Raw genomic sequence first — 24,713 nt, 5'->3', positions numbered from 1 at the left:
CCCCCGAAGGCCGCACGGCGGCGGATCGCGGGAGCCCCCGGCGCGGGCGTCAGGGGCCGTCCAGGACCGCCCGCCAGTCGTTGCTGGTGTGCCAGTGGCCCGGCGGGTACTCGAACCGGGCCTCGCCGCGCAGGACGAAACCGGCGGCGCGGCAGACGCCGTTGGACGCCGCGTGGTCGACGGAGGGGAAGGCGTGCAGGTGGCGGCGCGTGCCGTGGGTGCTCGCGTGGGCGATGAGCGCGCGGGCGGCCCGCGCGGCGAGGCCGCGGCCCTGGAACTCGGGGAGGATGCCCCAGCCGGTCTCGTAGACCTCCTCGTCCTGCCAGACCCGCTCCCAGAAGCCGATCGAGCCCACGGTCTCGCCCTCGGCGACGACCCGGAACATCCGCCCGGCGGCGGGCTCCCGGGCGCTCATGGCCAGGTACCGCCGGTGCCGTTCGTGGAGTTTGGCATCGGTTTCCGGGCCGCCGAGGTGCTTGGTCATGGCCGGCTCGTTCTTGCGCGGCAGCAGCCAGAAGTCGTCCTCGGCCCAGGGTTCGAGTCGTACGCGCGTCTCCATGCCGCCACGGTAGTCGCCGGGTCTGACACGGTCTGACACGGTCTGACACGCGGTCGCCGCGTCCCCGGCCCGCGCGGGCCGGGGACCTACGGTGGGGCCATGAACGACAGCAGCATCAGCTCCCTCCTCGGCGCGGCCGCCGCGCGGACGGTGCCCGTGGTACGGACCGTACGGGAGGAGCGGCTCGGCGATCCGACGCCGTGCTCCGGGTACGACGTCCGGGGTTTGCTGGAGCACCTCTTCGACGTCATGGTCAACTTCGAGGGGCTCGCCCGGAAGGAGCCCAGCGCCTTCGAGAAGGAGCCGGAGCGCCTGAAGGGGGACCCCGAGTGGCGTGACCGGTTCGCCGGGCAGGCGGACCGGCTGGTCGCTGCCTGGGCGGAGCCCGGGGCCGAGGAGGGGACGACGGGCGCCATGGACCAGCCCGCCCGCCTGGTCGGGACGATCATGCTGCTGGACCTGACCGTGCACGGGTGGGACCTGGCGCGGGCCTCGGGGCAGCGGTTCACTCCGGACCCGGCGGGGGTGGAGGTGCTGTCCGGGGTCATCGACCGGCTCGCGCCGTTCGCCCGGGACGCGGGGCTGTTCGGCGAGCCGAAGCCGGCCGCGGCGGACGCCTCGCGCTTCGAGGTCCTGCTGGCGGCGACCGGCCGCGACCCCGGCTGGCAGCCCGCGGGCTGAGCCGCGGTCAGCAGCGGCCCGGGCCCCGCGGTCAGCCGGCGGGCGGGGCCGGGACCAGGCCGTCGGCCATCAGGCCGGTGAGGACCGCCTCCCCCAGGGCCTGGACGGCGGACTGGGGGCGCACCATCACCGTGAACTCCTTGATGCGGCCCTCGTCGTCGAAGTGCAGCAGGTCGATGCCGTGGATCTGCTTGCCGCCCACGGTGGCGCGGAAGGGCAGGACCGCCGACGGGGCCACGGCGCCGTCGGCGCTGGTCTCGGCGGCGCCGTCGTACCGCCCGATGTAGCGGATGTCCTCGAAGACCCGCAGCAGCACCCCGAAGAGCCCCAGCACCATCGGCTTGCCCTCGAAGGGCGTGAACTTCACGGGGCTGTAGAAGCGGACGTCCTCGGTGAACAGGCCGTCCAGGGCGGCGAGGTCCCGGTTGTCGACGGCGGCACGGAAACGGTCTGCTGTGCTCACGGCTTCTCCTCCATAGTCATGATGGTGACTAGTCATATCCATGACTATCATGGAGGCCGTGTGCATGGACAGAGCCGGAAAGGAGCCACCGCCGTGGCCCTGAAACACGCGGTACTCGCGGCGCTGCTGGACGAGGAACTCAGCGGCTACCAGCTGGCCAAGTCCTTCGGTCTCGGCGTGGCGAACTTCTGGCACGCGCAGCCGCAGCAGCTGTACGCCGAGCTGACCCGGCTGGAGGGCGACGGCCTGATCGCGGGCCGGGAGGTGGTCCAGGACACCCGGCCCAACAAGCGGCTGTTCGAGGTCACCGCCGCCGGGCTGGCCGAGCTGGAGCGGTTCACCGCGAGCGCCGCCAAGCCCTCGTTCATACGCGACGACCTGTTCGTCAAGGTCCAGGCCGCCGACCACGTGGACACCGAAGGGCTGATCGGCCAGCTTGCCGATCGCGCCGCCTTCGCCGAGGGCAAGATCGAACTGTTCGAGCGGCTGCTGCGCACGATGCGCGGCGAACGCGACGAGGAGGAGTTCCTGCGCCACGGCGAGCGCGTCGGCCCGTACCTGACCTGCCTGCGCGGCCTCGCCTTCGAGGAGGGCAACCGTGACTGGTGCGCCCGCGCGATCACCGTCCTGCGCGAGCGGAAGGCAGCCCGTGAGCAGCACTGAACAGCGGTTCCTGCGGTACGTGGCGCTGGGAGACAGCCAGACCGAAGGCGTCGGTGACGGCGACGACACGGTCGGCCTGCGCGGGTTCGCCGACCGGCTCGCCGAGCGCCTCGCCCCGCACAACCCGGGCCTGCGGTACGCCAATCTGGCCGTACGGGGCCGCCTCGCCCGGCACGTCCACGAGGAGCAGCTGGCACCGGCCCTCGCCCTGCGCCCCGACCTGGCGACGGTGGTCGCCGGGGTCAACGACCTGCTGCGCCCCGGGTTCGACGCCGATGAGGTCGCCGGTCAGCTGGAGGCGGTGTTCGCGGCGCTCACGGCCCAGGGGGTCCGCGTCGCTACCGTCACGTTTCCCGACGTCGCCCGGATGAGCCCGCTCGCCCGCCCGCTGAGCCCCCGGGTCGCCGCGCTGAACGAGCGCGTCCTGCGGGCGGCCCGCCGGCACGGCGTGGCGGTCGCCGAGACCGCCCACCACCCGGTGGTCACCGACCCCCGGCTGTGGAGCCCGGACCGGCTGCACGCCGCTCCGCTCGGCCACGACCGGATCGCCGCCGCGCTGGCGCACGCGCTTGCCGTGCCCGGCAGCGACGACTCCTGGACCCGGCCGCTGCCCGGGCCGCCGGTGTCCCTCCCCACCGGCTGGCGGGGCGCCGCGGGCGAACTCCGGTGGGCCGCCTCCTTCGCCGGCCCCTGGGTCGGCAGGCGGCTGCGCGGGCGCTCCTCCGGCGACGGCCGCACCGCCAAGCGCCCGCGGCTGCTCCCCGTACGGGCGGCCGGCTGAGCAGCGCGCCGGCCCGCCCGGCGTGTCCGGTCAGCGCAGCGGGTGCCCGTACCGCGCGGCCAGGGCGGTCAGGTCCGGGTCCCCGAAGGTCTTCCTGAGCAGCCGGAAGAGATCCGCCTTGTCGGAGCCGAACCGGGCGACGTACGCGGCGTAGGTGTCCGGCAGGTGGAACCGCGGGGGCGTGGACTTGCTGTGGAACTTGTCCGCGTACATCACGATCTGCTCCTCCGGCGTGATCGCGACGTAGTCGGCGGGCGGCAACGGCAGCCCCTGCGCCTCCACATCACGGCGGGTGAGGCCCACGCCGGTGTGGCAGGAGCAGAACCGGCAGATCTCCTCGGGCAGCCCCTCGGCCTTCAGGATGTCGTGACCGAGGATTCCGTGCCGGATGTAATTCCCGTGGTCCAGGATCCCGTTGGCGTCATAGAGCCGGTACACGCCGATGTCGTGCAGGAGGCATCCGGCCCGTACGAGATCACGGTCGATCCCGTCGCCGGAGTACCGCGCGAGGAGCTGCTCCGCGACCTGCCAGACGATCTCGCAGTGGGTGTGGACGAGCTCCAGGGCCTCGGGCGAGGGCGCGTGGCGTTCGTGCAGGGCGCGGATTTCCGCCGGGGTCGGAAGGGAGAGGGCCATGGCCGCAACGGTAACAACCCCGCGAAGCCGGGCCCGCCGGTCAGCAGGGTGCCGGGCGGCGGGCCGTCGGCAGTTCGGGCAGCGGCTGCCAGCGCACCGGTACGTCGCGCATCACCAGCACCGAGTCCAGCTCGGCCGTACCGGGCGGGAAGCGCTCCGGGTCGTCGAAGAAGCTGGAGCGGGCCGAGGTGATCCGGGCCGGCTCGACGCGCCAGGCGTCGGTCTCCAGCCGCATGCCGTCCAGGCTGCGGCCCGACCGCGTCGCCGACCAGCCCTCGCTGCCGTCGCGGAAGAACGCCGACGCCTCTTCGAGGCCGGCGAACAGCACGCTCCCCTCCAGGCTGTCGGTGACCTCGGCCGTCACGTCGACCTCGGTGCTTCCGTCCCGGGTGGCGAAGGCGACCCGCACGGTGTCCTCGGTCTCCCGCACGGTGAAGTCGGCGCGGCCGTGTTCGCCGGGGAAGACGCGGCCGCCCGCCCAGCGATTGACCAGCGAGGCGGTGTCGCGCCGCGGGATGTACACGCCGCTCTCGACCCCGTCGGGGCCGTCCCGCTCGACGGAGATCCGGTGGGCCGCGTTCTCGCTGCGCAGCCCCGCGGCGGCCGGCGCCCACGCGGGGCGGACCGAGCCGAGGCGCAACAGGCAGATGCCTGCGACGGCGTGGCCCCGGACCAGCTGGGGGCGCAGGCCGTCGGGCAGGAGCCGGGCGACGGTGTCCGGATCCACCCGGTAGTTCACCAGCAGCCGCCGCTCGATGACGCTCGCCAGCCTCGGCGCCCTCATGACGCTCACGCTCCGCGCTCCTCGTCCGCCCGGGGCGTGCCCGCCGGCGCGGCGCCGTGCCGCCATGCGGTGTGCCTGAGCACGATCTGCTCGGGGCAGACCGCGCTCAGGAACCGGCCCACGCTCGTCGCGAGCCGGTCCTCGACCAGCGAGTAGAGGATCCGGTTGCCCTCGCGCCGCTCGGCGACGAGACCGGCGCCCTTGAGCACGCCGAGGTGGCGGGAGACGGACGGGGCACTGATCGGGAACCGGGCCGCGATCTCGCCCGCCGCCAGCTCGCCGGACCGGAGGTCCTCAAGGATCTGGCGGCGCGTCGGGTCGGCGAGCGCGCGGAAGACCCCGGCCTCGCCGTCCTGTGGGTGCTGTTCGGACATGCGCAATGTTTAGCACATTAGCTAAATGGCTAACAACGCCGCTTGCCATGGACGCGGGTTGACCGTTGTATGAGGCAAGCAGTGATGGGTGTGTCTGGGGAGGTGGGCGGAGATGGCGGCTGCGCGACGGGTGGCACTGGCGACGGACGCGTTCGGGCGGGCGAGGGACGCGGAGCTCCCGGTGCTGATCGCGGCGCTGCGCGAGCGGGGCGTGGACGCGACGGCGGCCGACTGGGACGACCCGGCGTTCGACTGGGCGGCGCAGGACGCGGTGGTCATCCGCTCGACCTGGGACTACCCGGGGCGGCTGGCGGAGTTCCTCGCGTGGGCCGCCCGCGTCGGCGGCGTGAGCGCGCTGCACAACCCGGCGGAGGTCGTGCGCTGGAACGGCGACAAGACGTACCTGACGGAGCTCTCCGCGGCGGGCGTCCCGACGGTGGCGACCAGGTTCATCGCGCCGGGCGAGCCGGTGGAGCTGACGGAGGGCGGGGAGATAGTCGTCAAGCCGTCGGTGTCGGCGGGCGCGCGCGACAGCGCCCGGTACACGCCCGCCCAGCGCGGGGCGGCCGAGGCACACGTACGGATGCTGCACGAGGGCGGGGCGACGGCGATGGTCCAGCCGTACCTGGAGCGGATCGTCGACGGCGAGCGGGCGCTGGTGTTCCTGGGCGGGGAGTTCAGCCACGCCATGCGCAAGGGACCGGTGCTGACGGACACGGGGCGCGTGGACAACGCGCGCGTACCGCACCCGGACCTGGTGGAACACGTCCCCGACGCGGCCGAACTGGCGGTGGCCCGGGCCGCCCTGACGGCCCTGGCCACCGCCCTGGCGGCGGGTCCGCTGCTGTACGCCCGGGTGGACCTCGCCCTGGACACGGCCGGGGCACCGGTGGTGATGGAGCTGGAACTGATCGAGCCGAACCTGTTCCTGACGGCGACCGAGGGCGGGGTGGACCGCTTCGTGGAGGCCGTGGCCCGCCTCTGAGGGCCGCGTCCGCCCCGGGAGGTACGGAGCCGCTCCCCCGCCGTTGACCATGGCCGGGGGGCTCGCCTGGTCACACGGGGTTTCCCGGCCCGGGGGCCGACGGGCAACGGGAAACCCGTCGATCCCCGGATCGGGCAGGGGCAGGCTGAAGCCGTCAACCCGATGCAAAACCCACAAGGGGGACATGATGCGCACGATGATCCGCGGCGCCGCCGCGTTCGTGACAGCGACCGCCGCCGTCTTCGCACTGAGCGGCACGGCAGCCGCCCAGCCGGCCGACGTGTGGGCCGGCTGCCCGGACGGAGCGGTCTGTATCTACCCGCAGGACCAGAACCCGGCCGTCAAGCCGAGCAACATCTACTACTCCTACGGGGCGCACAACCTGTCGAACCAGTTCGGGCGCCACTGGGTCCTCAACAACCAGTACGGCGGCGCCAGCGCCAGCCTGTGCACCGGCTCGGGCGGCCGGGGCTGCGGCAACCCGATCGCCCAGGGCACCGGTGTCTACGCCGACCTGACGCCGATCAACTCGATCACCCTCAACCGGCCGTAGCCGTCCGCCCGTTCGGACGGGCCCCGGAGCCGCCCGCGCGCGGCTCCGGGGCGTTCCCGTTTCCCGCCACACCGGATCCGGTCCGTGCTCGGCCGTCAGTCCCCCGCTGTAGCCTGGGCGCCTGCCATCTCACGACCTGGGCGCGCTTTGCCATGGGGGATGCCGTGGGCGATCCGGACCTCGGACGGAACACCGGTCATCACGACGAATCAGCGGAATCAACCGAACCGGCGGAACCGGCCGAATCAGCGGAACCAGCCGACGGCTCCGCCCTGCCCTTCCCCGCGCGGCTGAGGCGGCTGCGGGCGCGGCGCGGGCTCTCGCTGGCCGATCTGGCGCGGCGCACGCACTACAGCAAGGGCTACCTCAGCAAGATCGAGACGGGCGCGAAGCCCCCCACCGTCGATGTGGCCCGCCGCTGTGACGAGGTGCTGGGCGCGGGCGGCGAACTCCTGCGGCTGGTCCGGGACACGGAGGTACCCGGCCCCCGGTCCGCCGCGGGGCCCGCCGCCGGGACCGCCGCCGGATCCGCCGCCCCGGCGCAGCCGCCGCCGTCCCCGCCGCAGTCGGCCGGGGACTGCCCCTACCGGGGACTGGCGGCCTTCACCCCGCAGGACGCGGGCTGGTTCTTCGGCCGGGAGCGCGCAACGGCCGCCCTGGTCGAGCGCGTCTTCGAACGGATCGGCAGCGGACCGCTGATGCTCGTCGCGGGATCGGGTGCAGGCAAGTCCTCGCTGCTCAGCGCGGGCCTCGTACCGGCGCTGCGGCGCGCCGGCGGCTTCCCCATGCCGGGCGCCGACTGGTGGCCCGTCATACGGTTCACGCCCACCGCGCACCCCTTCCAGGAACTGCTGGACAGCGCGGCGAAGGTGCTGGACGGCGATCCCGGCATCACCCCGCACCAGTTGCGGGAGCATCCGGAGGTCCTCCTCGACGCCGTGCGGCGGCTCTCGGACGCGGGCGCCGCGCCGGGCGTCCGGCCCGTGCTGCTCGTCGACCAGTTCGAGGAGCTGTTCACGCTGTGCCCCGCCGAGGAGGAGCGCCGCGCCTTCGTACGGGTGCTCTGCGCACTGGCCGCGGACGGGCCGGAGCGGACCCGGCACGACCCCGCCGTCGTGGTGCTGGGCGTACGGGCCGACTTCTCGGGGAACTGCCTGGAACTCCCGGAGCTGGCCAGGGCGTTCACGGACGGGCTGTTCGTCCTGCCGCCGATGTCGGTCGCGGAGCTACGGGAGTCGATCACGCGCCCGGCCGAGCTCGCCGGGCTCGCCCTCGAACCGGGACTGGTCCCGCTGCTGCTGCGCGACGCGGGCTTGCGCGAGGAGCCGGCCGAGTCGCTCCGCGGCGACCCCGCCTCCGGCCCCGGCGCGCCCTCCGGCGCGCTGCCCCTGGTGTCGCACGCGCTGATGGCCACCTGGCAGCGGCGCGAGGGCGCCACGCTGACCGTCGCGGGCTACGAGCACTCCGGCGGCATCCAGGGGGCGATCGCGCACACCGCGGAGAGCGTGTTCGCCGGCCTGTATCCGGCCGGGCAGCGGACGATCCGGCGGGTCCTGGTCCGGCTGGTGCACGTCGCCGACGGCACGGGGGCGACCAGGCGCCGGCTGAGCCGGGCCGCCCTGATGGAGCAGCTGGCCGACACCGACCGCGCCGGGGCGGCCCTCGACGCGTTCGTCGGGGCCCGGCTGGTCACCGTGGACCGCGACACCGTCGAGATCACCCACGAGGCCCTGCTGCACGCCTGGCCCCGGCTGCACGGCTGGATCCACGCCGACCGGGCGGGGCTGCTGATCCACCAGCAGCTGACGCACGCCGCCGACGAATGGGAGCGCGAGGGCCGCGACCCGTCGGTCCTCTACCGCGGCACCCGGCTGGAAACCGCCCGCTCCTGGGCCGAGGAACTGGACGGCCTGAGCCGGCTCGGCCCCCCGGAGGCCGCCTTCCTCCGGGCCAGCCGGGCCGCGCAGGAGCTGCGGCAGGCGCAGGCCGGGCGCCAGGTCCGGGTACGGCAGCGGATGCTGGCCGCGCTCGTCGCGCTGCTGGTGCTGGCCGTGACCGCCGGCGCCCTCGCCTACCAGCAGCGGGAGGGCGCCCTCGGGCAGGAACGCGTCGCGCGTTCGCAGGCGCTGGCCGTCCAGTCGACCTCGCTGGCGGCCGGTCAGCCCGAGGCCTCGATGCTGCTCGCCGAGGAGGCCTACCGTACGAAGGACACCCCCCAGGCCCGCGGCGCTCTGCTGAGCACCCAGGCGCAGCCCTTCCTGGCCCGGCTGGGCGGGCACAGCGGGCCGGTCAACGCGGTGGCCTTCGGGCCGGGGACCGGCGGGCCGGCGAACGGGCTGCTGGCGACGGGCGGTTCGGACGGGCGGGTCCTGCTGCGCCGGGTGGCGGACCGGCGGACGGTCGGGGCGTTCACCGTCACCGGCCGGGTCCGGGCGGTCGCCTTCAGCCCCGACGGCCGGACGCTGGCGGCGGCCTCGACGGACGGTCCGGTCCACCTCTGGGACATCGCCGGCCGACGGAGCCCCACGGTCTTCCCCGCACGCACCTCGGGTGCCCGGGCCCTGGCCTTCGCGCCCGACGGCGGGACCCTCGCCGTCGCGGGCGCGGACGGCTCGGTCCAGCTGTGGAGCACCGGCGGCGACCACGCGGCCCTCGCCTCCCTCACCGGGCACACCGGCCGGGTCAACGCGCTGGCGTACTCGCCGGACGGCGGGACGCTGGTGTCGGCCGGCGCCGACCAGACCGTACGGCTGTGGGACCCGGCCGGCGCCCGCCAGCTCCTCGTCCTCGAAGGGCACACCGGCGAGGTGCTGGGCGCGGCGTTCGCCCCCGACGGCAAGACGGTCGCCACCGGCGGCGTGGACCGCACCGTACGGCTGTGGGACGTGGCCGGGGGGCGGGCCACCGCAACGCTGACCGGCCACAGCGACGACGTCAACGCCGTCGCGTACACGCCGGACGGCACGACGGTCGTCAGCGGGGGCGGCGACGGCACCACCCGGCTGTGGGACGTGCGCGGGGCGCGGCTGACGGCCACGTTCGCCGGGCACACCGACTACGTGCTCGCGGTGGCCGTGGACCCCGGCGGGACGACACTGGCAACGGCCGCCTTCGACCAGTCCGTGGTGCTCTGGGACCTGCGCGGTCCGGCGCTCATCTCGCGCCCGTTCACGGAGATCTGGCACGCCGCGTACAGCCCGGACGGGAAGCTGATGGCGACCGCCGACGCCGATCACACGGTGCTGTTGTGGGACGTCGTACACCGTCGGGTTCTGGCCACCTTGACGGGGCACACCGAGACGGTGTTCTCGGTCGCCTTCGCCCCCGACGGGCGCACCCTGGCCTCGGCCGGCTCGGACGGCACGGTCCGGCTGTGGGACGTCGCCGCGCGCGCCCCGCTCGCCGCCCTCACCGGCCACGGCGGGACCGTGTTCGCGGTCGCCTTCGCCCCCGACGGGCGCACCCTGGCCTCGGCCGGCTCGGACGGCACGGTCCGGCTGTGGGACGTCGCCGCGCGCGGCCCGCTCGCAATCCTCACCGGCCACACCGACTTCGCGAACGACGTGGCGTTCAGCCCCGACGGCCGGACCCTGGCGAGCGCGGGCGACGATCTGACGGTACGTCTGTGGGACGTGGCCGGGCGGCGCCCGCTGGCCACGCTCACCGGCCACGCGGGCGCGGTCCGGGCGGTCGCCTTCAGCCCGGACGGCCGGACGCTGGCGAGCAGCGGCAACGACGGCCCCGTACGCCTGTGGGACGTACGGCGGCAGCGGGTCGTGGCGGTGCTGGCCGGGCACACCGGCGCCGCCCGGGGCATCGCCTTCTCGCCCGACGGGCGCACGCTCGCCAGCAGCGGCAACGACCGTACGGTACGGCTCTGGGACGTGGCGGGGCGCCGGCTCCGGGCGGCGCTGGCGGGCCATACGAACGCGGTGTGGGGGGTGGTCTTCTCCCCCGACGGCCGGACGGTGGCGAGCAGCAGCAACGACGGGACCGTACGGCTGTGGAACCCGGACCCGGGGGCGCGGCTGGCCGACATCTGCCGGCTGCGGGAGGCGATCGGCCCGGCGGAGCGGGCGGCGCTCGCGCCCGGTCTGCCCGTGCCCGCGCGGACGCGGGGCTGCGCCCGGCCGTGAGCGGGCCCCCGAAAGGGCCTGGTCGGCGGGGGTTTCCCCGGGGTTTCCCGTTGCCTCTCCGCATGGGGTGGCGCCAGGTCCTCGACGCGGTCCACCCCGCGCCAGCAGGCTGCGTAGCGAGGTTCCACCACCACGGGAAGACAGAATCGGGGGTCCCGCGATGCCACGCAGGTCCGGTCTCATCGGCGCACTCGTCGCCTTGTTCGTTCTCCTCCTGGGGGCGTCCGCCAACGCCACCGCCCACACGGCGCGTTCGGCCGCCGCGGCCGATTGCCGGGTGCTCGCCCCGGGTGCCTCCGCGGCCGCGGAGAGCGCCGTGGCCGCCGCCTGCGAACAAGTGGCGGCGGGCGTCTGGTACTCCTGGGGCGGCGGTCACGGCCCGCAGCCCGGTGCCTCGTACGGGCAGGTGGACCCCACCGATCCGGCCAGCGAGCACGATCCCGAGCGGCGCGGTTTCGACTGCTCGGGTCTGGTCCGCTACGCCTACGCCCGCGCCGCGGGTTCGGACGTCCTGAACGGGCCCGCCGACACCCAGTACTACACGCACCGCGCCGCCGGACGCTTCGCCGCCGGCGAGGGCCTCGCCCCGCTGCTGCCGGGCGACCTGCTGGCCTGGGGCACCTCCTCGCACCTGCACCACATCGCGATCTACCTCGGCGCGGGCAAGATGGTCGAGGCGAAGCAGTCGGGGACGAAGCTGATGGTCAGTGACGTCCGGCTGGACGGCGACTACCACGGGGCGCTCCGCGTCAACACCGGCCCGGTCACCGGGCACGTCTTCCAGACCTGGGGCACCGGCGTCTGGACCAAGGCCGCGCCGTCCGTCTCGGCCGCGCGGGTCTACGCCTTCCCCGGCCCCACCACGATCCGGGTGGCCTGCCAGAAGCACGCGGAGACGGTGACCTCCGACGGCTACACCAATGACGCCTGGTCGTACCTGCCCGACTACCAGGCGTGGATGACGAACATTTACATCAAGGGTGCCGCGTGGCTGGAAGCCGTTCCCACCTGCACCTTCTGAGTCCCCGTGGGCCGGCCGGCCGCCACGGGCAACTACGATCACAGGTCCGCGGTCATGATCGTCTCGGGGGTGGCCGGACCGCGGCGTCGCACCCCCGGCCCATTACCCCACAGTTGAGGAGCGCCCATGCGCCTGCCTTTGGACCGACGCCTGGCTCTCAGTGCCGCCCTGCTCGCCGTGGTGGGGGGTGTGGTTCCGGCCACCACCGCCTACGCCGCGCCCTCCCCGTTCTCCGCCGAGACCGTACGGACCGCCGCGCCCGCGCCCGACCGGGAGGCGCTGACGAAGGCGTTGAAGAACACCCTGGCCGTCGGGGCGCCGGGCGCCATGGTCCGCGTGACCGGCTCGGGTGCGCCCCTTACCCAGGCGGAGGGGGTCCAGGACAAGACCACGGGCGCGGCGATGGACCCGAACTCGCGCTTCCGGATCGGCAGCGTCACCAAGACCTTCTCGGCCGTCGTCCTGCTCCAGCTGGTGGACGAGGGCAAGCTGAAGCTGGACGACCCGGTCAACACCTACCTGCCCGGCCTGCTGCCCGACGACCGGATCACGGTGCGTCACCTGCTGACCCACCGCAGCGGGCTGGCGGATTACACGAACGCCATGTTCGAGCACACCGTGCCCGGCTTCGAGGCCGTGCGGAACAAGGTGTTCACGTACCAGGAGCTGGTCGCGCTCTCGCTGCGCGAGCCGAGAACGGCCCAGCCGGGCGCGTCCTACTCCTACTCGAACACCAATTTCGTGGTCGTCGGCATGCTCATCGAGAAGGCCAGCGGCCGGACGGTGGCCAAGGAGTACGAGCGGCGGATCATCAAGCCGCTGAAGCTGAAGAACACCTCGTACGTGCACCCGTCCACCGCCATCAAGGGGCCGCACGCGCACGGCTACCTGCACCCGGACGAGGCGGGCGCCCCGCTGGTCGACTCCACCGAGCAGACGGTGTCCTGGGCGCAGTCCGCGGGCGCGATGATCTCGACCACGGCGGACCTGAACACCTTCATGTCCGGCCTGCTCGGGGGCAAGCTGCTGTCCGCGGGCACGATGGACGCCATGACCACCGTGACCCCCACGGACGCCACGAACACCCGCTTCTACGGGCTGGGGCTGCGCCGCTACGACCTCTCGTGCGGTACGTCGGTGTATGGGCACACCGGCACGGTGCAGGGCTTCTACACCTACGCGTTCGCCACCCGCGACGGCCGCCGCAGCATCGCCGCGATGGCGAACACCTCCAACCGCGGCGAGGCCAACACCGCCCTCGGCGGCACGCTGGACGCGGCGTTCTGCGGCAAGCGACCGGTCCCCGTGTCTCCGGCCAAGGCCGCCGCGCGGAGCTTCGCGGCGACTCCCGCCGATGCGGACCTGCCCGAGCGGCGCTGACGCACGGGTCCTCCTGAATCCCCTGGTCGGACCTGAGTACCGCGTGGTGTGTCCGGCCCCGGCATCCGATGGTGCAGGTTGGTGACAGTCCGTCGGCGCGGGCCGGCGGCGGGGACCGGGAGGCACATCGGTGAGCGAGGACCACGAGGACCGCTACGAGCTGGTGTTCGGCAGCGGCGAGCCCGAGGGTGAGGGCGAGGACCTCGTGGTCGTCTCGCGCACCGCGCAGAAGGGGCCGGGCGGCCATCCGGTCTACGCCGACTCCACCGGGATCGTACGGGCGGAGATCAGTGACCAGGGCGAGGTACGGATGCTGCCCTCGGGCGGCCAGCAGTCCCTCGCCCAGCCGACCCGGGCCCGCCGCCCCGGCTCCCCCTGAGCGGGGCGGTCAGCCGGCCGTCGGGGTGAGCCCGGAGGTGCCCAGCCGCAGGGGCCGCTGCGGCGCCGGGTCCGGGTAGGTGGCGGCCTCCGCCTCCAGCGCCCCCGTGATCCGTTCGCGGAACTCCGGGGTGAGCAGGTCCAGACCGCGCAGGAGTTCGAGGGCCTCGACCGTGGGCGCGGGCAGCGGCCGGGCCATCCGGTCCGCACCGCTCAGCCCGAGGAACCCCTGGCCGGCGCGCTCGCGCTGACGCAGGGCCTGCTCGGCCAGGCCCGCGGCGGCGTAGCCCAGGGCCAGGGCGAGGTCGTCCAGGAACTGACCGGATCCCCGGTGCATGTCATCGGCGCCCTGGAGCGTCTGCACCGGGCTTCCCGCGGCCGTCCACTCCTGGTCCCGCGACACCCCCGCCCCGCCGAGCTCGTCGCGGGCTTCCCCCAACAGGTTTCGGGCCCGCTCGACGGTGTTGACGGCGGCGACGAGCTCGGCGGTGTCTATGTCAGGGGTCATCCGGTGCCTCCAGGTGGTGAGTGCTGGAGGCACCGTAGAAGACGACGGGGCCCGCGCACCATGCCTGAGCGGACCCGGCTCCCGGGGGACGGCGGACTCCCGCCCCGTATGGCGGCCGCCGACACTGCCCCGGCCGGGAGTGTGGTGCGCCACGCCATGGGCGCGCGGGCGGGCCGTCCTTACTGTTGCGAACCATGACGAGTAAACTTCCTCCCGCGCTTCCCCTGCCCGCGCCCGGCCCCGCGGGGGTGGACCTGCGGGGGCGCGTCGCTTTGGTGACCGGTGGCGGCAGCGGAATCGGCCGGGCCTGCGCGGTGGCCCTGGCGGCGGCGGGCGCCGCCGTGCACGTCGTGGACGTCGACGCGCCTTCGGCGGCGTCCGTGGCCCGTCTCGTCCGGGGGCGGGCGCACGTGGCCGACCTCGCCGACCCGGCGGCCATCGAGGAGCTGCCCGCCCAAGTGGACATCCTGGTCAACAGCGCGGGGCTCCAGCACGTGGCGCCGATCACGCAGTTCCCCGTCGAGCGCTTCGCCCTGATCCAGCAGGTGATGGTCACCGCGCCGTTCCTGCTGCTGCGCCGGGTGCTGCCGCACATGTACGCATCGGGGTGGGGCCGGGTGGTCAACATCTCCAGCGTGCACGGGCTGCGGGCCAGCGCCTACAAATCCGCCTACGTCGCGGCCAAGCACGGGCTGGAGGGGCTGAGCAAGGTCACCGCCCTGGAGGGGGCCCCGTACGGGGTGACCAGCAACTGCGTCAGCCCCGGCTATGTGCGCACCCCCCTGGTCGAGGGCCAGATCGCGGACCAGGCCGCCGCGCACGGCATCGGCGCCGCGGACGTGGTGGCGGACGTGCTGCTGACCCGGTCCGCGATCAAACGGCTGATCGAGCCCGAGGAGGTGGCGGCGGCCGCGCTCTGGCTGTGCGGGCCCCACACCGGCTACATCACCGGGATCTCCCTGCCGCTGGACGGCGGCTGGGCCGCGAACTGACGCGAGGGGGAGGGCACGGGGGTGCGGCCGGTCGGTTCTATGCCCAGGGGGAGCTCACGGCCCTCCCGGGACCACTGGTCGATGAGCGCGTCGTAGATCGGCGTGCCCGTGGCGGTGACCGTGTCCGGCCGGCCACCCGCCGCCGCCGTGGCTGCGGGTGGCCGCGGACGGGCGGGGAGGGTGGCGGGCATCGTGGCCCCGGGACTCATGGCTTTCATACAAGGCTGAACGATCCTCCACTCCGGGAGGTCGCGAGGCGTTATCAGGCTGTGTCCGTCAGGCCGCGAAAGTGGCCCAATGGGGTGGAACGCCGCTGCCGCCTCCACCACGGACCGCCTCCACCACGGCCTGGTGCAGGTCCCGGCTCTCCGGTTCCGACACGCATTCCACGGGGCTGCCGGACAGGGTGAACCAGTCCGACGAGCTGCTGTACTGCACCGCCACCTGGGCTTGGGCGCCCGTCCAGGTGGTGTGCACGGTCAGGTCTCCCGAAATGATCCCGACCTCCTCGGTCCGGACCCCTCCGGCCCCCGGAAAGACCCCTGTCGTCGTCCACGAAGCCCATGCCATCGACGGTCTCCTCCCTGCTCGGCTAAACCTGCTCCAACTGGTTTTCCTTCTGTTGGTCTACCCACATTGGCCGCATTCGTCACGGGGGGCTCTCATGGACAACAGGCCGGTTCCGTTCCTCTGCCCGCGCTAGCGCGGAAAGGTACGCCCATGTACGAGATGCGCGCCGAGTCCATAGCCGACCGATGCCAGCTCCTGTGGCACGTCATAGCGAAGGACACGACCTTCAGCACCCTGTGTGGATCCCTCCTCAACCCCGACCAGACCCCTCCACCGGCGGCCGACCCCGCCGCCGAGCGCTACTGCGCGCCTTGCATGACCGCGTTCAGCAGGGCGGTGCACGCCTTCGGCACGCCGTCCGAATGACCCCGCGAGGGCCCGGTGGGACATCCCCACCGGGCCCTCGCGCTGGGCCCTGGCGCTGCCCCTGCGGCCGACGGGTGACCGGGCTCAGCCCGGCGGCCGCGCACCCCACGCCGTCCAGGCCCGCGCGGTCAGGCGGATCGAGCCGTCGCAGGCCCGGGGCAGGGTGGCGCGCAGCCGTTCCCGCAGCTCCGCGCGGTGGTCCTCGGGCAGCGAGGCCACATAGGCGGGCGCGGGGCCCTGGCCGCCCAGGAACGGCCCCCAGTAGTCGTCGAAGTCCCTGAACCGGGTCGGTACGGTGATCTCGCCGGTCTCCACGCCCGCCAGCCCGGCGCCGGTGAGCAGCTCGCGCAGCGGCTTCCGGCCGGCCAGCGGGAACCTGACCGCCTCGTCCAGGGCCTCGGCCCGCCGGTCGAGCGTGCGGGCGGCGTCCCAGAACGCACGGATGGCCCGCATTCCGCCTTCGCCGTAGTCCCAGAGGTAGACGGCCACCGTCCCGCCGGGCCCGACGACGCGCACCATCTCGGCGGCCGCCCGCGCCGGGTCCGGCACGAAGTTGAGCACGAGCCCGCTGACGGCCGCCGTCGCCCGCCCGTCGGGGAACGGCAGGGCCAGCGCGTCGCCCACGACGAAGTCGGCCCGGGGACCGGCGAGGTGCCGGCGGGCGTGGCGTACGTAGCTCTCCGCGGGATCGACGCCGATCACCCGGCGCGGGGCGGCCGCGGTCAGCACGGCCCGGGCGACCGCACCCGTACCGCAGCCGATGTCGCGCCAGCTGCCGCCGGGCGCGGCGGCCAGCCGGCGGACGAACTCGGCGGCGACCAGCCGGCTCCACCGTCCGACGTACGGTTCGTACGCCTCCCCGGCAGCCCACATCGGCCCACGTCCTTTCGGGTGCGGTGTCAGTCGGTGTCCGTGAACATCCGCAGGACGTACGGGAAGACGGCGTAGCCGACGGCGAACCAGGTGAGCGCGTAGAGCCATCCGGCGAGGACATCCGTGGGCCAGTGCACCCCGAGGTAGATCCGGGTCAGCCCGACGGCGACGGCCCAGCCCGCCAGGATCACGCAGGGGATCGCGGCGGCGGCGGGACCGGCGCGACGTACGAGTGCCCAGGCCAGCAGCCCGGCCGCGAGGGCGGAGGCGGTGGTGTGGCCGGAGGGGAAGGAGTGGTCGTGGGCCACGGTGGCCCAGTCCGCGAGGGGAGGCCGGGGCCGGCCGATCAGGTGGAGCACACCGAAGCGGACCGCCTGGGCGAAGCCGAGGAAGAGCAGCGCGGCGGCCGCACCCCACAGCCGCTCGCGGGTGCCGCGCCCGGCGATGACCCCCGCCGCGGCGGCGCACACGTAGGGGAACAGGCCGCTGCCGGTCGAGGTGACGGCCCGCGCGAACGCGACGGCGACGGCGGGCCGGTGCCGTACGGACCAGCGGTGCGCGGCGCTGTCCAGCGGGTACGGGGCGCCGTGCCGGGCGGTGACGAGGACCGCCAGCAGCACGAACAGGCCCGCGCACAGCGCGGCCCCGGCGACCGCGATACGACGGCGTCGCCGCGACCGGGCGGGCGTCGGAGCGGGTCGGGCCATGGGACGGTGCTCCCCTCATGCGCACGGACAGTCCTGGGCAATCCAGACGAACGGGCAGGGAAGATCGTTCCCCTGGTTCCCCGGGGCGACACGAGCGGTACGGGTGACACCGGCCCGGACGGGGGCCGGGGCGGCCGCGGCGGGCTCAGCCGGTCAGGAGGTCGACCGCGCGGGCGGTGCGCAGGTGCAGGGCCGTCCGCCCGGACCGGCGCGTGGAGACCAGGCCCGCGCCGCGCAGGGCGCCCAGGTGCTGGGAGACGGCGCTGGGGGTGACCCCGAGGCGGGCCGCCAGCGCCGGGGTGGTCAGCGGTTCGGCGAGCGCGGCCAGCAGCGCCGCCCGGGTCGCCCCGAGGACGGCGGCCACGCCGTCGCGGGTGGGGCGGTCCGGCTCCCAGAGCAGGCCGACCCCGAGGGCCGGATAGCGGATGGAGGCCGCTGTCACCGGCGACCGGTCGACCAGTACGTCCGGCCAGGCGAACACGGAGGGCAGCAGCACCAGCCCGTGCCCCGAGGCTTCGACCGCGCAGGGCGCGGCGCCGGCCCGGCGCCGCCCGCCGACGACCAACTCGCCCTCGCGCCAGGCGATGTCGCGGTGCAGCTGCGTGAACAGCCCCTCGACCCCGCCGTCGACGAGGGCCACGGCGCGCCGGCCCACATCGGCGTCGAGGACGGCCCGCATCCGCCCCCAGTGCGGGGCCACCAGACGGTCGTGACAGCGCCGCAGGGCGCCGGCCAGCCGGGGCAGGGCGACCTCGGCGGCCGGAAGCCGCCCCGCGGCCCGCGCGCCGGCTCCGGCGGCGCATTCGGCCGCGAAGTACGCGGGATCCGTGGCGCACAGGTCGGCCAGCTCCTCATCCAGCGAGGGCAGCCGTTCACGCGGCACCGGGAGCAGGAACGACGGCAGGCAGTGCCCCAGCAGGTTTCTCAGCAAAGGCAGTTCGGGGTCATCGCGGAGTACGTCCCGGGCCTCGGCCAGCCACCGGTGGTGCACGGCTTGGCCCGTGGCCGTCAGCGCGGCGCGCACGCCCAGCACCGTCTCGGCGAGCGGCGACACGGCGAATCTGACGCGGGCCACCTCCGCCGCCGTCAGCCTGATCTCGACGGACACCGCCACCCCCGTCCGGCGGGCCCGTCCGGCGCCCGACCATGTAGCTCTGGCTGAACAGTAGTCGGCGGGTGCCGGCGGCCCGCAGGCTACCCGGCATGGACCTGCACTTCTTCACTTCGTACGACGGAACCGAGCTGGCCTACCGGGTGACCGGCGACGGCGGCGCCCCGCCGCTCGTCTGCCTGCCCGGCGGCCCCGGTCGCGCCGCCGCCTACCTGGGGGACCTCGGCGGCCTCGGCGCGCACCGGACCCTGATCCTCCCGGACACCCGGGGCTCCGGCGCCTCCGCGATGCCCGCGGACCTCGCCACCTGCCGGGTCGACCGGCTCGTGGCCGATGTCGAGGCGCTCCGCGGCCACCTGGGCCTGGAGACCTTCGACCTGCTGGGCCATTCGGCCGGCGGATCCCTGGCCCAGCTGTACGCCGCCGCCCATCCCGGGCGGCTGCGCCGGCTGGTGCTGGTCACCCCGTCCTTCGCCTCGATCGGGCTGCCCTCGGACACCGGCGCCGAGGAGGTCCTGCGTTCGCGGGCCGCCGAACCCTGGTACGCGCGGGCCCTCCCGGCCTACCGGGCCGTGAAGGCGGCCCGCTCCTTCGAGGAGGCGGCCGCGCACCGGCCCGCCTTCGAGCCGCTGATGTACGGGCGGTGGGACGCCGCCGCCCGGGCGCACGCCGCCGCCGATCCGGCCCAGCGTTCGCTGCCGGTCAGCGAGGCCTTCTACGCCGGGTACGCCCCCGACACCGAGGCCCTGGCGGCCCGGCTCGCCCGGCTCGCGGCGCCGGTGCTGCTGCTGGCCGGTGAGCGTGACCTCTGGCCGACGGCGGCCGCGGCCGCGCGGGCCGCCGGTGTCTTCCCGGAAGCGGAGCTGACCGTACTGCCGGGAGCGGGCCACTATCCGTGGCTGGACGACGCGGCGGCCTTCGCCGCCGCCGTCACCGGGTTCCTCGCTCGCTGACGGCGTCGGGGCGGACCCCGGCGGGCACCCCGGCGCGGGAGAGCGACCACCACAGCGACCAGGAGACGGTGCCCACGAGCAGCCCGTTGGCGATGACGGCGGGGAGCCCCCAGACGGGCCAGATCAGGGCCGCCACCAGGAACAGTGCGAGGTTCAGCCCGGCGAACCGCGCCCACCCCGGTCCGGCCGGCCCCCGGGGCCGCAGGCCCGCGTTCGCCAGGGCCACCACCGCGGCCGTCGCGCCGACCAGCAACTCCCGCTGGAATCCGTGCCATTCGCGGATGTGGTTCCACGGCAGCAGGGTGCCCAGCCAGACCAGTGCGAAGCAGCCCGCGCCGCGCAGCGACGACCCCGGGAGCCGCTGCCGCCGCCGCTGCTCCGGTTGGGGCTGCGGTTGCGGTTGCGGCTCCCGCTGCGCGGCGCCCCCGGCGACGGCCTCCAGGGCGGCCAGGGCCTGCTCCGCGGTGGCCCGCCCGGCCGGGTCCTTCGTCAGGAGCGCGGCCAGTACGGGCGCCAGCGGGCCGGCCCGCCCGGGGACCGGAGGGTCCTGCATGACGATGGCCACGCACAGGGCGGAGAAGGTCTCGGCGACGAACGGCGGCCGCCCCTCCAGCGCGCAGTACAGCGTGGCGCCGAGCGACCAGAGATCGGTGGCGGGCGTCGGAGGCCCGCCCTCCAGCTGCTCGGGCGCCATGTAGGCGGGCGTGCCGAGAAGGGTTCCGGTGCGGGTGAGGGTCATCGTGGCGTCCGCCACGTGGGCGATCCCGAAGTCCGTGATGATCACCCGGTCGTCCATGAGCAGCACGTTGTCCGGCTTGAGGTCGCGGTGGACGATGCCCGCGGCGTGCGCCCGCCGCAGCGCCTTCACCATCAGGACGCCCAGCTCGGCGACGCGCCGCACCGGCATCCCCCCGCCGCGCGCCACTTGGGCCGCGAGCGATGGGCCGGTCACGTACTCCATGACGATGACGGGAGCGCCCTCGTGCTCGACCACGTCGTGCACCGTGATGATCCCGGGGTCGTTGAGCCGCGCCGCCGCCCTGGCCTCGCGCACGAACCGGTGGAGCAGGGCCTCGCGCCGTTCCTCGTCGACGCCGTCCGGGAACACGATCTCCTTGACGGCGACCTCACGGTCCAGCCGCTCGTCCAGGCCCCGCCACACGCGCCCCATGCCGCCCCGGCCCCGGAGCTCAACCAGCCGGTACCGCCCGCCGATCAGGGCTCCGCTCTCCGCTGTCACGGGGCAACCCTAACGGGCCTCATTCCAGCACCAGGTCCGCTCCCGCCCGGCCCGGGGCGACCAGCCGGGCGTTCGACTCGTCCGAGCGGGACACCCACTCCTCGGCGGCCGCCCGGTCCCGCCCGTGACGGACGTGGCGGTCGACGAGCCGCCGGACGCGGACCGCGTCGTCGGGGGCGAGGAACCAAGCCTCGTCGAGGAGCGGCCGTACCTGCGCCCACTCCCCCGCCCCGTACAGCAGGTAGTTGCCCTCGGTGATCACCAGGCTGACGGCCGGGCCGACCCGGATGCTCCCGGCGACCGGCTCTTCCAGGGCCCGGTCGAAGGCCGGGGCGTAGACCGCCCCGGCCCCCTCCCCGGGGGCGGCGCGCAGCCGCCGCAGCAGCGCCGCGTACCCGGCGGCGTCGAAGGTGTCGGGCGCGCCCTTGCGGTCCGCCCGGCCGAGCCGGACGAGCTCGGCCTGAGCGAGGTGGAACCCGTCCATCGGTACGGCGACGGCCAGTTCGGCCCCGAGGGCCCGGGCGAGGCGCGCGGCCAGTGTCGACTTTCCCGCCCCGGGCGGTCCGGCGATCCCGAGGATCCGCCTGCCGCCCGACGCCGCGAGCGTACGCGCCCGCTCCTCCAGTTCCGCGAACTCCATGCCCCCATCCTGCGGCACCGTGCGGATCCGCGTCACGGACGGGGGGCCGACGTCCAGCCCTGCCCGTGGAGGCGTTCGAATCCGTCGAGGAGGAGGTCCAGAGCGAACTCGAACTCGAACCGGTCGTCGCAGCCCCGGCCCCCCACGACGGAACTCCGGTCATGGGCCACCGCCCCGGCCAGCTCGGTGACATGGGGGTACCGCAGGGCCATCGCCTCGCGCGCGGCCGTCTGCGCCGGGTCCGCTGCCGGCGCTGACACCGGCGCCGTCGCCGTCGCTCGTGGTCCGGGGCTCGGCGGGGCGTCGAACAGTTCCTCGGTGAGGCCCAGCACCCGGCTGCCGAGGGCGTGCATCGCGTGGTGGGTGAGGTCGAGCGAGAAGCCACCGGCCCGGAACATCCCGATCACGGAGTCCAGGTACGCGAGCACGGCCGGTGTCGGGCTGGTGCGCGAGCGGATCACCTGGGCCGCCCAGGCGTGCCGCACGAGGGCGTCGCGGGCCCCGAGGATCCGGCGGCGGACCGCGCTCTTCCAGTCGGCTCCCGGCACATGGGGGTCGAGGCCCGCGACGACGGCCTCCACCATGCCGTCGAGGAGTTCCTCCTTGTTGGCCACGTGCTTGTAGAGCGCCATCGGCACGACGCCCAGTTCCTGGGCGAGCCTGCGCATGCTCAGCGCCTCGATCCCGGCGCCGTCGGCGAAGGCGACGGCGGCGCGCAGCACCCGGTCCCGGCTCAAGGGGGTCCGGCGTGACTCCTCGGCTGGCACGTCGGCCGGCATGTCGGTTCTCCCTGGTCGTCGCTTCCGCCCGGCGGGCGGGCGTGGATACGGCATCCCGCCTTGACGAGTGTACGACGTACACCTACCGTGAGCGCCAGATGCCGGGTGTACGCCGTACACCCATCGAGGGAGGGGCTGTTCCGCATGAGTGAAACCAGGAGGCTCGCGGTCGTCGCGGGGGCGTTGTTCCTCGTCACGGAGGTCGCGGCGATCGGCGGGCTCGCGCTCTACCGCCCCGTTCTGGAGGGCCCCGGCTACGTCGTCGGATCCGGCGCCGACACCCGGGTGTTCCTGGGGGCGCTGTGCGAACTCGTGCTGGCGCTGGCGGTCATCGGCACCGGGGCCGCGCTGTACCCGGTCCTGCGGCGGCGCGGCGAAGCGGCCGCCGTCGGCTATGTCTGCGGGCGCCTGCTGGAGGCCGCCGTCATCGTGGTCGGCATCGTCAGCGTGCTGGCGGTCGTGACGCTGAGACGGTCCGCCGGCCCGTCGGGCGCCGCCGACGCCGCCTCCCTCGTCACGGCCGGGAAGGCCCTGGTGGCGCTGCACGACTGGACGTTCCTGCTCGGGCCCAACTTCGTCCTCGGGGCCAACACCCTGGTGCTGGCCTGCCTGATGTACACCTCGCGGCTGGTGCCGCGGGCCCTCGCCGTGCTCGGGCTGGCCGGCGGCGCGCTGATCTGCGCCTCGGCGACCGCCGTGCTGTTCGGGGCCTACGAGCAGGTCTCCGTGGCGGGTTCGCTCGCGGCCCTGCCCGTCTTCGCCTGGGAGGTGACCCTGGCGGTCCGGCTGCTGTTCAAGGGCTTCGACGAGGCGGCCGGTGACGGCGCCGGCGAGGGCGCCCGCGCCCGCGTGGACGCCCTCGCCGGGTGAGGGCGCTCAGGGCATCCGGTCCACGTTCCACATCGGCAGACCCCGGAAGAACTCCACGGCCTCCGCCCGCCAGTACGGCTCCCAGGACGCGGCCTCGGCGGCCGCCTCCTCCGCGTGGCGCCGGATCTCCGCCTTCAGCCGGCCGTCCACTCCGGCGGCGCGGGCGATCTCCCGGATCCGTTCCAGGGTGGCGTCCGGGCAGCGGGGATCGCCCAGCGCGGCTTCGACGAGGGCGGCGTCGGCCCCGGTCGCGGCGGCCAGGACCGCGCGGACGGCGTAGGTGCGGCGGCCGGAGCGGATGTCGGCCCCGGTGGACTTGTCCGCGACCGCGGGAGCCGCGCCCGCGACCGCGTCCGAGCCCGCGCCCTCGCCGAACGGGCCGAAGAGGTCGAGGCAGTCGTCGCGCATCTGCTCGCTGATGCCCACCAGCCTGGCGTACCGGTGCAGCCGGGCGCGGTGCGGCGCCGGATCCTCGCCCGCCGCCAGCAGACCCATCGTCAGCGGCGCCAGGATCGAGTACCGCGCGCTCTTGAAGTCGGTGACGGTGTGCAGGAACTCCTCGTCGGGCAGCGCGTGGGCGTCCCGCTCCAGGTCGGCGATCTGCCCGGCCACGGTCTCCGCGGCGGTGCGCGTGTGTACGCCGAGCAGGGCCTGGCGGAGCGCGACGGGCGCCTCGGCCTCCAGCAGGACCTGCGTGGAGAGGAACCCGGCGAGGTCACCGGCGAGCACCGCGAGCCCGAGGGCGGTGGCCCCGTGGCCGGGGAACTCCCGGCGGTAGGCGTAGTACGTGGAGGGGCCGCCGCGGCGCAGGGGCGCGTCGTCGATGATGTCGTCGTGGACGAGCCCGTGGGTCTGGAGCAGTTCGATGCTCAGGGCGGCCTCCGCGAGCCCCGGCACCTCCTCGGTGGTGACCAGCCGGGCCGCCTCGTACAGCAGGACGACCCGCAGCCGCTTGCCGCCGCGCATCGAGAGGTCCCGCAGGAGGTCCAGGCACCGGGGGACGTACCGGCTCGGCACCGGCAGGTCGAAGCGCCCGGCGAGGCTGTCGAAGTACTGTCCGAACCGGGCGTCGAAGCGGGTCCGGTGCCCGAGGACGCGTTCCAGGGTGGCGGCGTTGACCGTGGCGTGCATGGAGATCAGTATCGGCGACCGGGCCGGGGGCCGGGCCGGCAGGCGCGGGGTGCGCGGGCTGGCGGGATGCCGCGAAAAAAATTCCGCCTGCGATGTCGAGAACCCGTGGCCCGCTCCGTCCCCGGGGTGAACGCGGCCAGAATGGGCCGCACCCGTACGAGGAGAACCACCATGGCCAAGTACCTGCTTCTCAAGCACTACCGGGGCGCCCCCGCGGCGGTCAACGACGTCCCCATGGACCAGTGGACGCCGGAGGAGATCTCGGCCCACATGCGGTACATGCAGGACTTCGCGGACCGGCTGGAGGGGACCGGCGAGTTCGTCGACGGTCAGGCGCTCGCCCCCACGGGGACCTTCGTCCGGTACGACGGCGAGGGCCGCCCGCCCGTCACCGACGGCCCGTTCGCCGAGACCAAGGACCTCATCGCCGGCTGGATGGTGATCGACGTCGACAGTTACGAGCGCGCCGTCGAGCTGGCCGGAGAGCTGTCCGCCGCCCCCGGGGCGGGCGGGAAGCCGATCCACGAGTGGCTCGAACTGCGCCCGTTCCTGACCGCGCCGCCCACCATCACGGAGTGA

Annotated in this window: 28 protein-coding genes; 14 read left to right on the top strand and 14 right to left on the bottom strand. The window is 74.6% G+C overall.

Annotation, left to right across the window (positions count from 1 at the left end; genetic code table 11):
- Positions 1 to 49 precede the first annotated feature (49 nt).
- Positions 50 to 559, bottom strand: a complete 510-nt coding sequence (locus IE248_RS12180) for a GNAT family N-acetyltransferase (protein ID WP_190030712.1) — start codon at positions 557 to 559, stop codon at positions 50 to 52.
- A 99-nt stretch (positions 560 to 658) separates the two neighbouring features.
- On the opposite strand from IE248_RS12180, the gene IE248_RS12175 reads away from it, so the two are divergent.
- The gene (locus IE248_RS12175) at positions 659 to 1,240 is read left to right on the top strand and encodes a TIGR03086 family metal-binding protein (RefSeq protein WP_037798918.1); all 582 of its coding nucleotides are present in this window, start codon (positions 659 to 661) and stop codon (positions 1,238 to 1,240) included.
- A gap of 31 nt (positions 1,241 to 1,271) precedes the next feature.
- Here the strand turns inward: IE248_RS12175 and IE248_RS12170 are convergent, their stop codons facing one another.
- Positions 1,272 to 1,703 (bottom strand): nuclear transport factor 2 family protein, encoded by a 432-nt coding sequence (locus IE248_RS12170; RefSeq protein ID WP_100580836.1) that lies wholly within the window; start codon positions 1,701 to 1,703, stop codon positions 1,272 to 1,274.
- 93 nt (positions 1,704 to 1,796) lie between these two features.
- On the opposite strand from IE248_RS12170, the gene IE248_RS12165 reads away from it, so the two are divergent.
- Entirely contained in the window at positions 1,797 to 2,366 is a 570-nt protein-coding gene (locus IE248_RS12165; protein ID WP_037798915.1) for a PadR family transcriptional regulator, read from the top strand.
- A complete protein-coding gene (locus IE248_RS12160) occupies positions 2,353 to 3,147 on the top strand; it encodes an SGNH/GDSL hydrolase family protein (protein WP_190030710.1) in 795 nt (264 codons plus the stop codon). The genes IE248_RS12165 and IE248_RS12160 overlap by 14 nt, the downstream gene beginning before the upstream one ends.
- Before the next feature lie 30 nt (positions 3,148 to 3,177).
- On the opposite strand, the gene IE248_RS12155 is transcribed toward IE248_RS12160, so the two are convergent.
- The 3 genes from IE248_RS12155 to IE248_RS12145 are packed head-to-tail and all read right to left on the bottom strand — an operon-like array spanning position 3,178 to position 4,941.
- A complete protein-coding gene (locus IE248_RS12155; protein ID WP_190030709.1) occupies positions 3,178 to 3,783 on the bottom strand; it encodes an HD domain-containing protein in 606 nt (201 codons plus the stop codon).
- A gap of 40 nt (positions 3,784 to 3,823) precedes the next feature.
- Positions 3,824 to 4,567, bottom strand: coding sequence for a DUF2071 domain-containing protein (locus tag IE248_RS12150; RefSeq protein ID WP_190030829.1), 744 nt, complete (start codon positions 4,565 to 4,567; stop codon positions 3,824 to 3,826).
- Positions 4,568 to 4,572: 5 nt separating this feature from the next.
- On the bottom strand, positions 4,573 to 4,941 hold the full coding sequence (locus tag IE248_RS12145) for a metalloregulator ArsR/SmtB family transcription factor (RefSeq protein ID WP_100580840.1): 369 nt from the start codon (positions 4,939 to 4,941) through the stop codon (positions 4,573 to 4,575).
- Between the two features lie 112 nt (positions 4,942 to 5,053).
- Here IE248_RS12145 and IE248_RS12140 point away from each other — a divergent pair, with 112 nt between their 5' ends.
- The 6 genes from IE248_RS12140 to IE248_RS12115 all read left to right on the top strand — a co-directional run bounded on the left by IE248_RS12140 (position 5,054) and on the right by IE248_RS12115 (position 13,395).
- Positions 5,054 to 5,926 (top strand): ATP-grasp domain-containing protein, encoded by an 873-nt coding sequence (locus IE248_RS12140; RefSeq protein ID WP_190030708.1) that lies wholly within the window; start codon positions 5,054 to 5,056, stop codon positions 5,924 to 5,926.
- A gap of 187 nt (positions 5,927 to 6,113) precedes the next feature.
- A complete protein-coding gene (locus tag IE248_RS12135; protein WP_037800247.1) occupies positions 6,114 to 6,479 on the top strand; it encodes a hypothetical protein in 366 nt (121 codons plus the stop codon).
- 164 nt (positions 6,480 to 6,643) lie between these two features.
- Positions 6,644 to 10,615: an nSTAND1 domain-containing NTPase gene (locus IE248_RS12130; protein ID WP_229895267.1), complete on the top strand. Its 3,972-nt coding sequence runs from the start codon at positions 6,644 to 6,646 to the stop codon at positions 10,613 to 10,615.
- A gap of 160 nt (positions 10,616 to 10,775) precedes the next feature.
- Entirely contained in the window at positions 10,776 to 11,636 is an 861-nt protein-coding gene (locus IE248_RS12125; RefSeq protein WP_037798904.1) for an NlpC/P60 family protein, read from the top strand.
- A gap of 126 nt (positions 11,637 to 11,762) precedes the next feature.
- Complete coding sequence (locus IE248_RS12120; protein ID WP_190030706.1) at positions 11,763 to 13,016, top strand: serine hydrolase domain-containing protein; 1,254 nt, start codon at positions 11,763 to 11,765, stop codon at positions 13,014 to 13,016.
- A gap of 130 nt (positions 13,017 to 13,146) precedes the next feature.
- Positions 13,147 to 13,395, top strand: a complete 249-nt coding sequence (locus tag IE248_RS12115; RefSeq protein WP_073798695.1) for a DUF6296 family protein — start codon at positions 13,147 to 13,149, stop codon at positions 13,393 to 13,395.
- Between the two features lie 9 nt (positions 13,396 to 13,404).
- Here IE248_RS12115 and IE248_RS12110 read toward each other — a convergent pair whose 3' ends face one another.
- The gene (locus IE248_RS12110) at positions 13,405 to 13,902 is read right to left on the bottom strand and encodes a hypothetical protein (protein WP_073798694.1); all 498 of its coding nucleotides are present in this window, start codon (positions 13,900 to 13,902) and stop codon (positions 13,405 to 13,407) included.
- Between the two features lie 194 nt (positions 13,903 to 14,096).
- Here IE248_RS12110 and IE248_RS12105 point away from each other — a divergent pair, with 194 nt between their 5' ends.
- Complete coding sequence (locus IE248_RS12105; RefSeq protein WP_190030705.1) at positions 14,097 to 14,894, top strand: 3-hydroxybutyrate dehydrogenase; 798 nt, start codon at positions 14,097 to 14,099, stop codon at positions 14,892 to 14,894.
- A 276-nt stretch (positions 14,895 to 15,170) separates the two neighbouring features.
- On the opposite strand, the gene IE248_RS12100 is transcribed toward IE248_RS12105, so the two are convergent.
- Positions 15,171 to 15,464 (bottom strand): hypothetical protein, encoded by a 294-nt coding sequence (locus IE248_RS12100; protein WP_037798895.1) that lies wholly within the window; start codon positions 15,462 to 15,464, stop codon positions 15,171 to 15,173.
- Between the two features lie 150 nt (positions 15,465 to 15,614).
- On the opposite strand from IE248_RS12100, the gene IE248_RS12095 reads away from it, so the two are divergent.
- Entirely contained in the window at positions 15,615 to 15,830 is a 216-nt protein-coding gene (locus IE248_RS12095) for a hypothetical protein (protein ID WP_073777114.1), read from the top strand.
- 84 nt (positions 15,831 to 15,914) lie between these two features.
- Here IE248_RS12095 and IE248_RS12090 read toward each other — a convergent pair whose 3' ends face one another.
- From IE248_RS12090 to IE248_RS12080, 3 genes are all read right to left on the bottom strand, one after another.
- Positions 15,915 to 16,703, bottom strand: a complete 789-nt coding sequence (locus IE248_RS12090) for a class I SAM-dependent methyltransferase (RefSeq protein ID WP_190030704.1) — start codon at positions 16,701 to 16,703, stop codon at positions 15,915 to 15,917.
- A gap of 26 nt (positions 16,704 to 16,729) precedes the next feature.
- Positions 16,730 to 17,410, bottom strand: a complete 681-nt coding sequence (locus IE248_RS12085) for a phosphatase PAP2 family protein (protein ID WP_190030703.1) — start codon at positions 17,408 to 17,410, stop codon at positions 16,730 to 16,732.
- 145 nt (positions 17,411 to 17,555) lie between these two features.
- On the bottom strand, positions 17,556 to 18,518 hold the full coding sequence (locus tag IE248_RS12080) for an ArsR/SmtB family transcription factor (RefSeq protein WP_199848616.1): 963 nt from the start codon (positions 18,516 to 18,518) through the stop codon (positions 17,556 to 17,558).
- A gap of 95 nt (positions 18,519 to 18,613) precedes the next feature.
- Between IE248_RS12080 and IE248_RS12075 the strand changes: the two genes are divergently transcribed.
- A complete protein-coding gene (locus IE248_RS12075; protein ID WP_229895266.1) occupies positions 18,614 to 19,474 on the top strand; it encodes an alpha/beta fold hydrolase in 861 nt (286 codons plus the stop codon).
- Here IE248_RS12075 and IE248_RS12070 read toward each other — a convergent pair.
- Genes IE248_RS12070 through IE248_RS12060 form a run of 3 tightly spaced genes read right to left on the bottom strand, consistent with a single transcriptional unit; the run spans position 19,452 to position 22,133 of the window.
- Positions 19,452 to 20,714 carry a serine/threonine-protein kinase gene (locus IE248_RS12070; protein WP_190030702.1) on the bottom strand — a complete coding sequence of 421 codons (1,263 nt, stop codon included), beginning with the start codon at positions 20,712 to 20,714 and terminating at the stop codon, positions 19,452 to 19,454. The two genes, IE248_RS12075 and IE248_RS12070, sit on opposite strands and share 23 nt — an antisense overlap.
- Positions 20,715 to 20,733: 19 nt before the next feature.
- Complete coding sequence (locus tag IE248_RS12065; RefSeq protein WP_073798685.1) at positions 20,734 to 21,354, bottom strand: nucleoside/nucleotide kinase family protein; 621 nt, start codon at positions 21,352 to 21,354, stop codon at positions 20,734 to 20,736.
- Positions 21,355 to 21,386: 32 nt separating this feature from the next.
- Complete coding sequence (locus IE248_RS12060; RefSeq protein ID WP_100580849.1) at positions 21,387 to 22,133, bottom strand: TetR/AcrR family transcriptional regulator C-terminal domain-containing protein; 747 nt, start codon at positions 22,131 to 22,133, stop codon at positions 21,387 to 21,389.
- A gap of 144 nt (positions 22,134 to 22,277) precedes the next feature.
- On the opposite strand from IE248_RS12060, the gene IE248_RS12055 reads away from it, so the two are divergent.
- On the top strand, positions 22,278 to 23,003 hold the full coding sequence (locus tag IE248_RS12055; RefSeq protein ID WP_190030701.1) for a DUF4386 domain-containing protein: 726 nt from the start codon (positions 22,278 to 22,280) through the stop codon (positions 23,001 to 23,003).
- A 6-nt stretch (positions 23,004 to 23,009) separates the two neighbouring features.
- Here the strand turns inward: IE248_RS12055 and IE248_RS12050 are convergent, their stop codons facing one another.
- Positions 23,010 to 24,134 carry a polyprenyl synthetase family protein gene (locus IE248_RS12050; protein WP_190030700.1) on the bottom strand — a complete coding sequence of 375 codons (1,125 nt, stop codon included), beginning with the start codon at positions 24,132 to 24,134 and terminating at the stop codon, positions 23,010 to 23,012.
- A 171-nt stretch (positions 24,135 to 24,305) separates the two neighbouring features.
- On the opposite strand from IE248_RS12050, the gene IE248_RS12045 reads away from it, so the two are divergent.
- Positions 24,306 to 24,713: a YciI family protein gene (locus IE248_RS12045; RefSeq protein ID WP_037798881.1), complete on the top strand. Its 408-nt coding sequence runs from the start codon at positions 24,306 to 24,308 to the stop codon at positions 24,711 to 24,713.

Origin of the sequence: Streptomyces goshikiensis (assembly GCF_014650555.1) — a bacterium.
Taxonomy (GTDB): Bacteria; Actinomycetota; Actinomycetes; order Streptomycetales; family Streptomycetaceae; genus Streptomyces; species Streptomyces goshikiensis.
The sequence above is the reverse complement of the archived record's forward strand: the minus strand, read 5'-3'. Positions and strand labels throughout refer to the sequence as shown.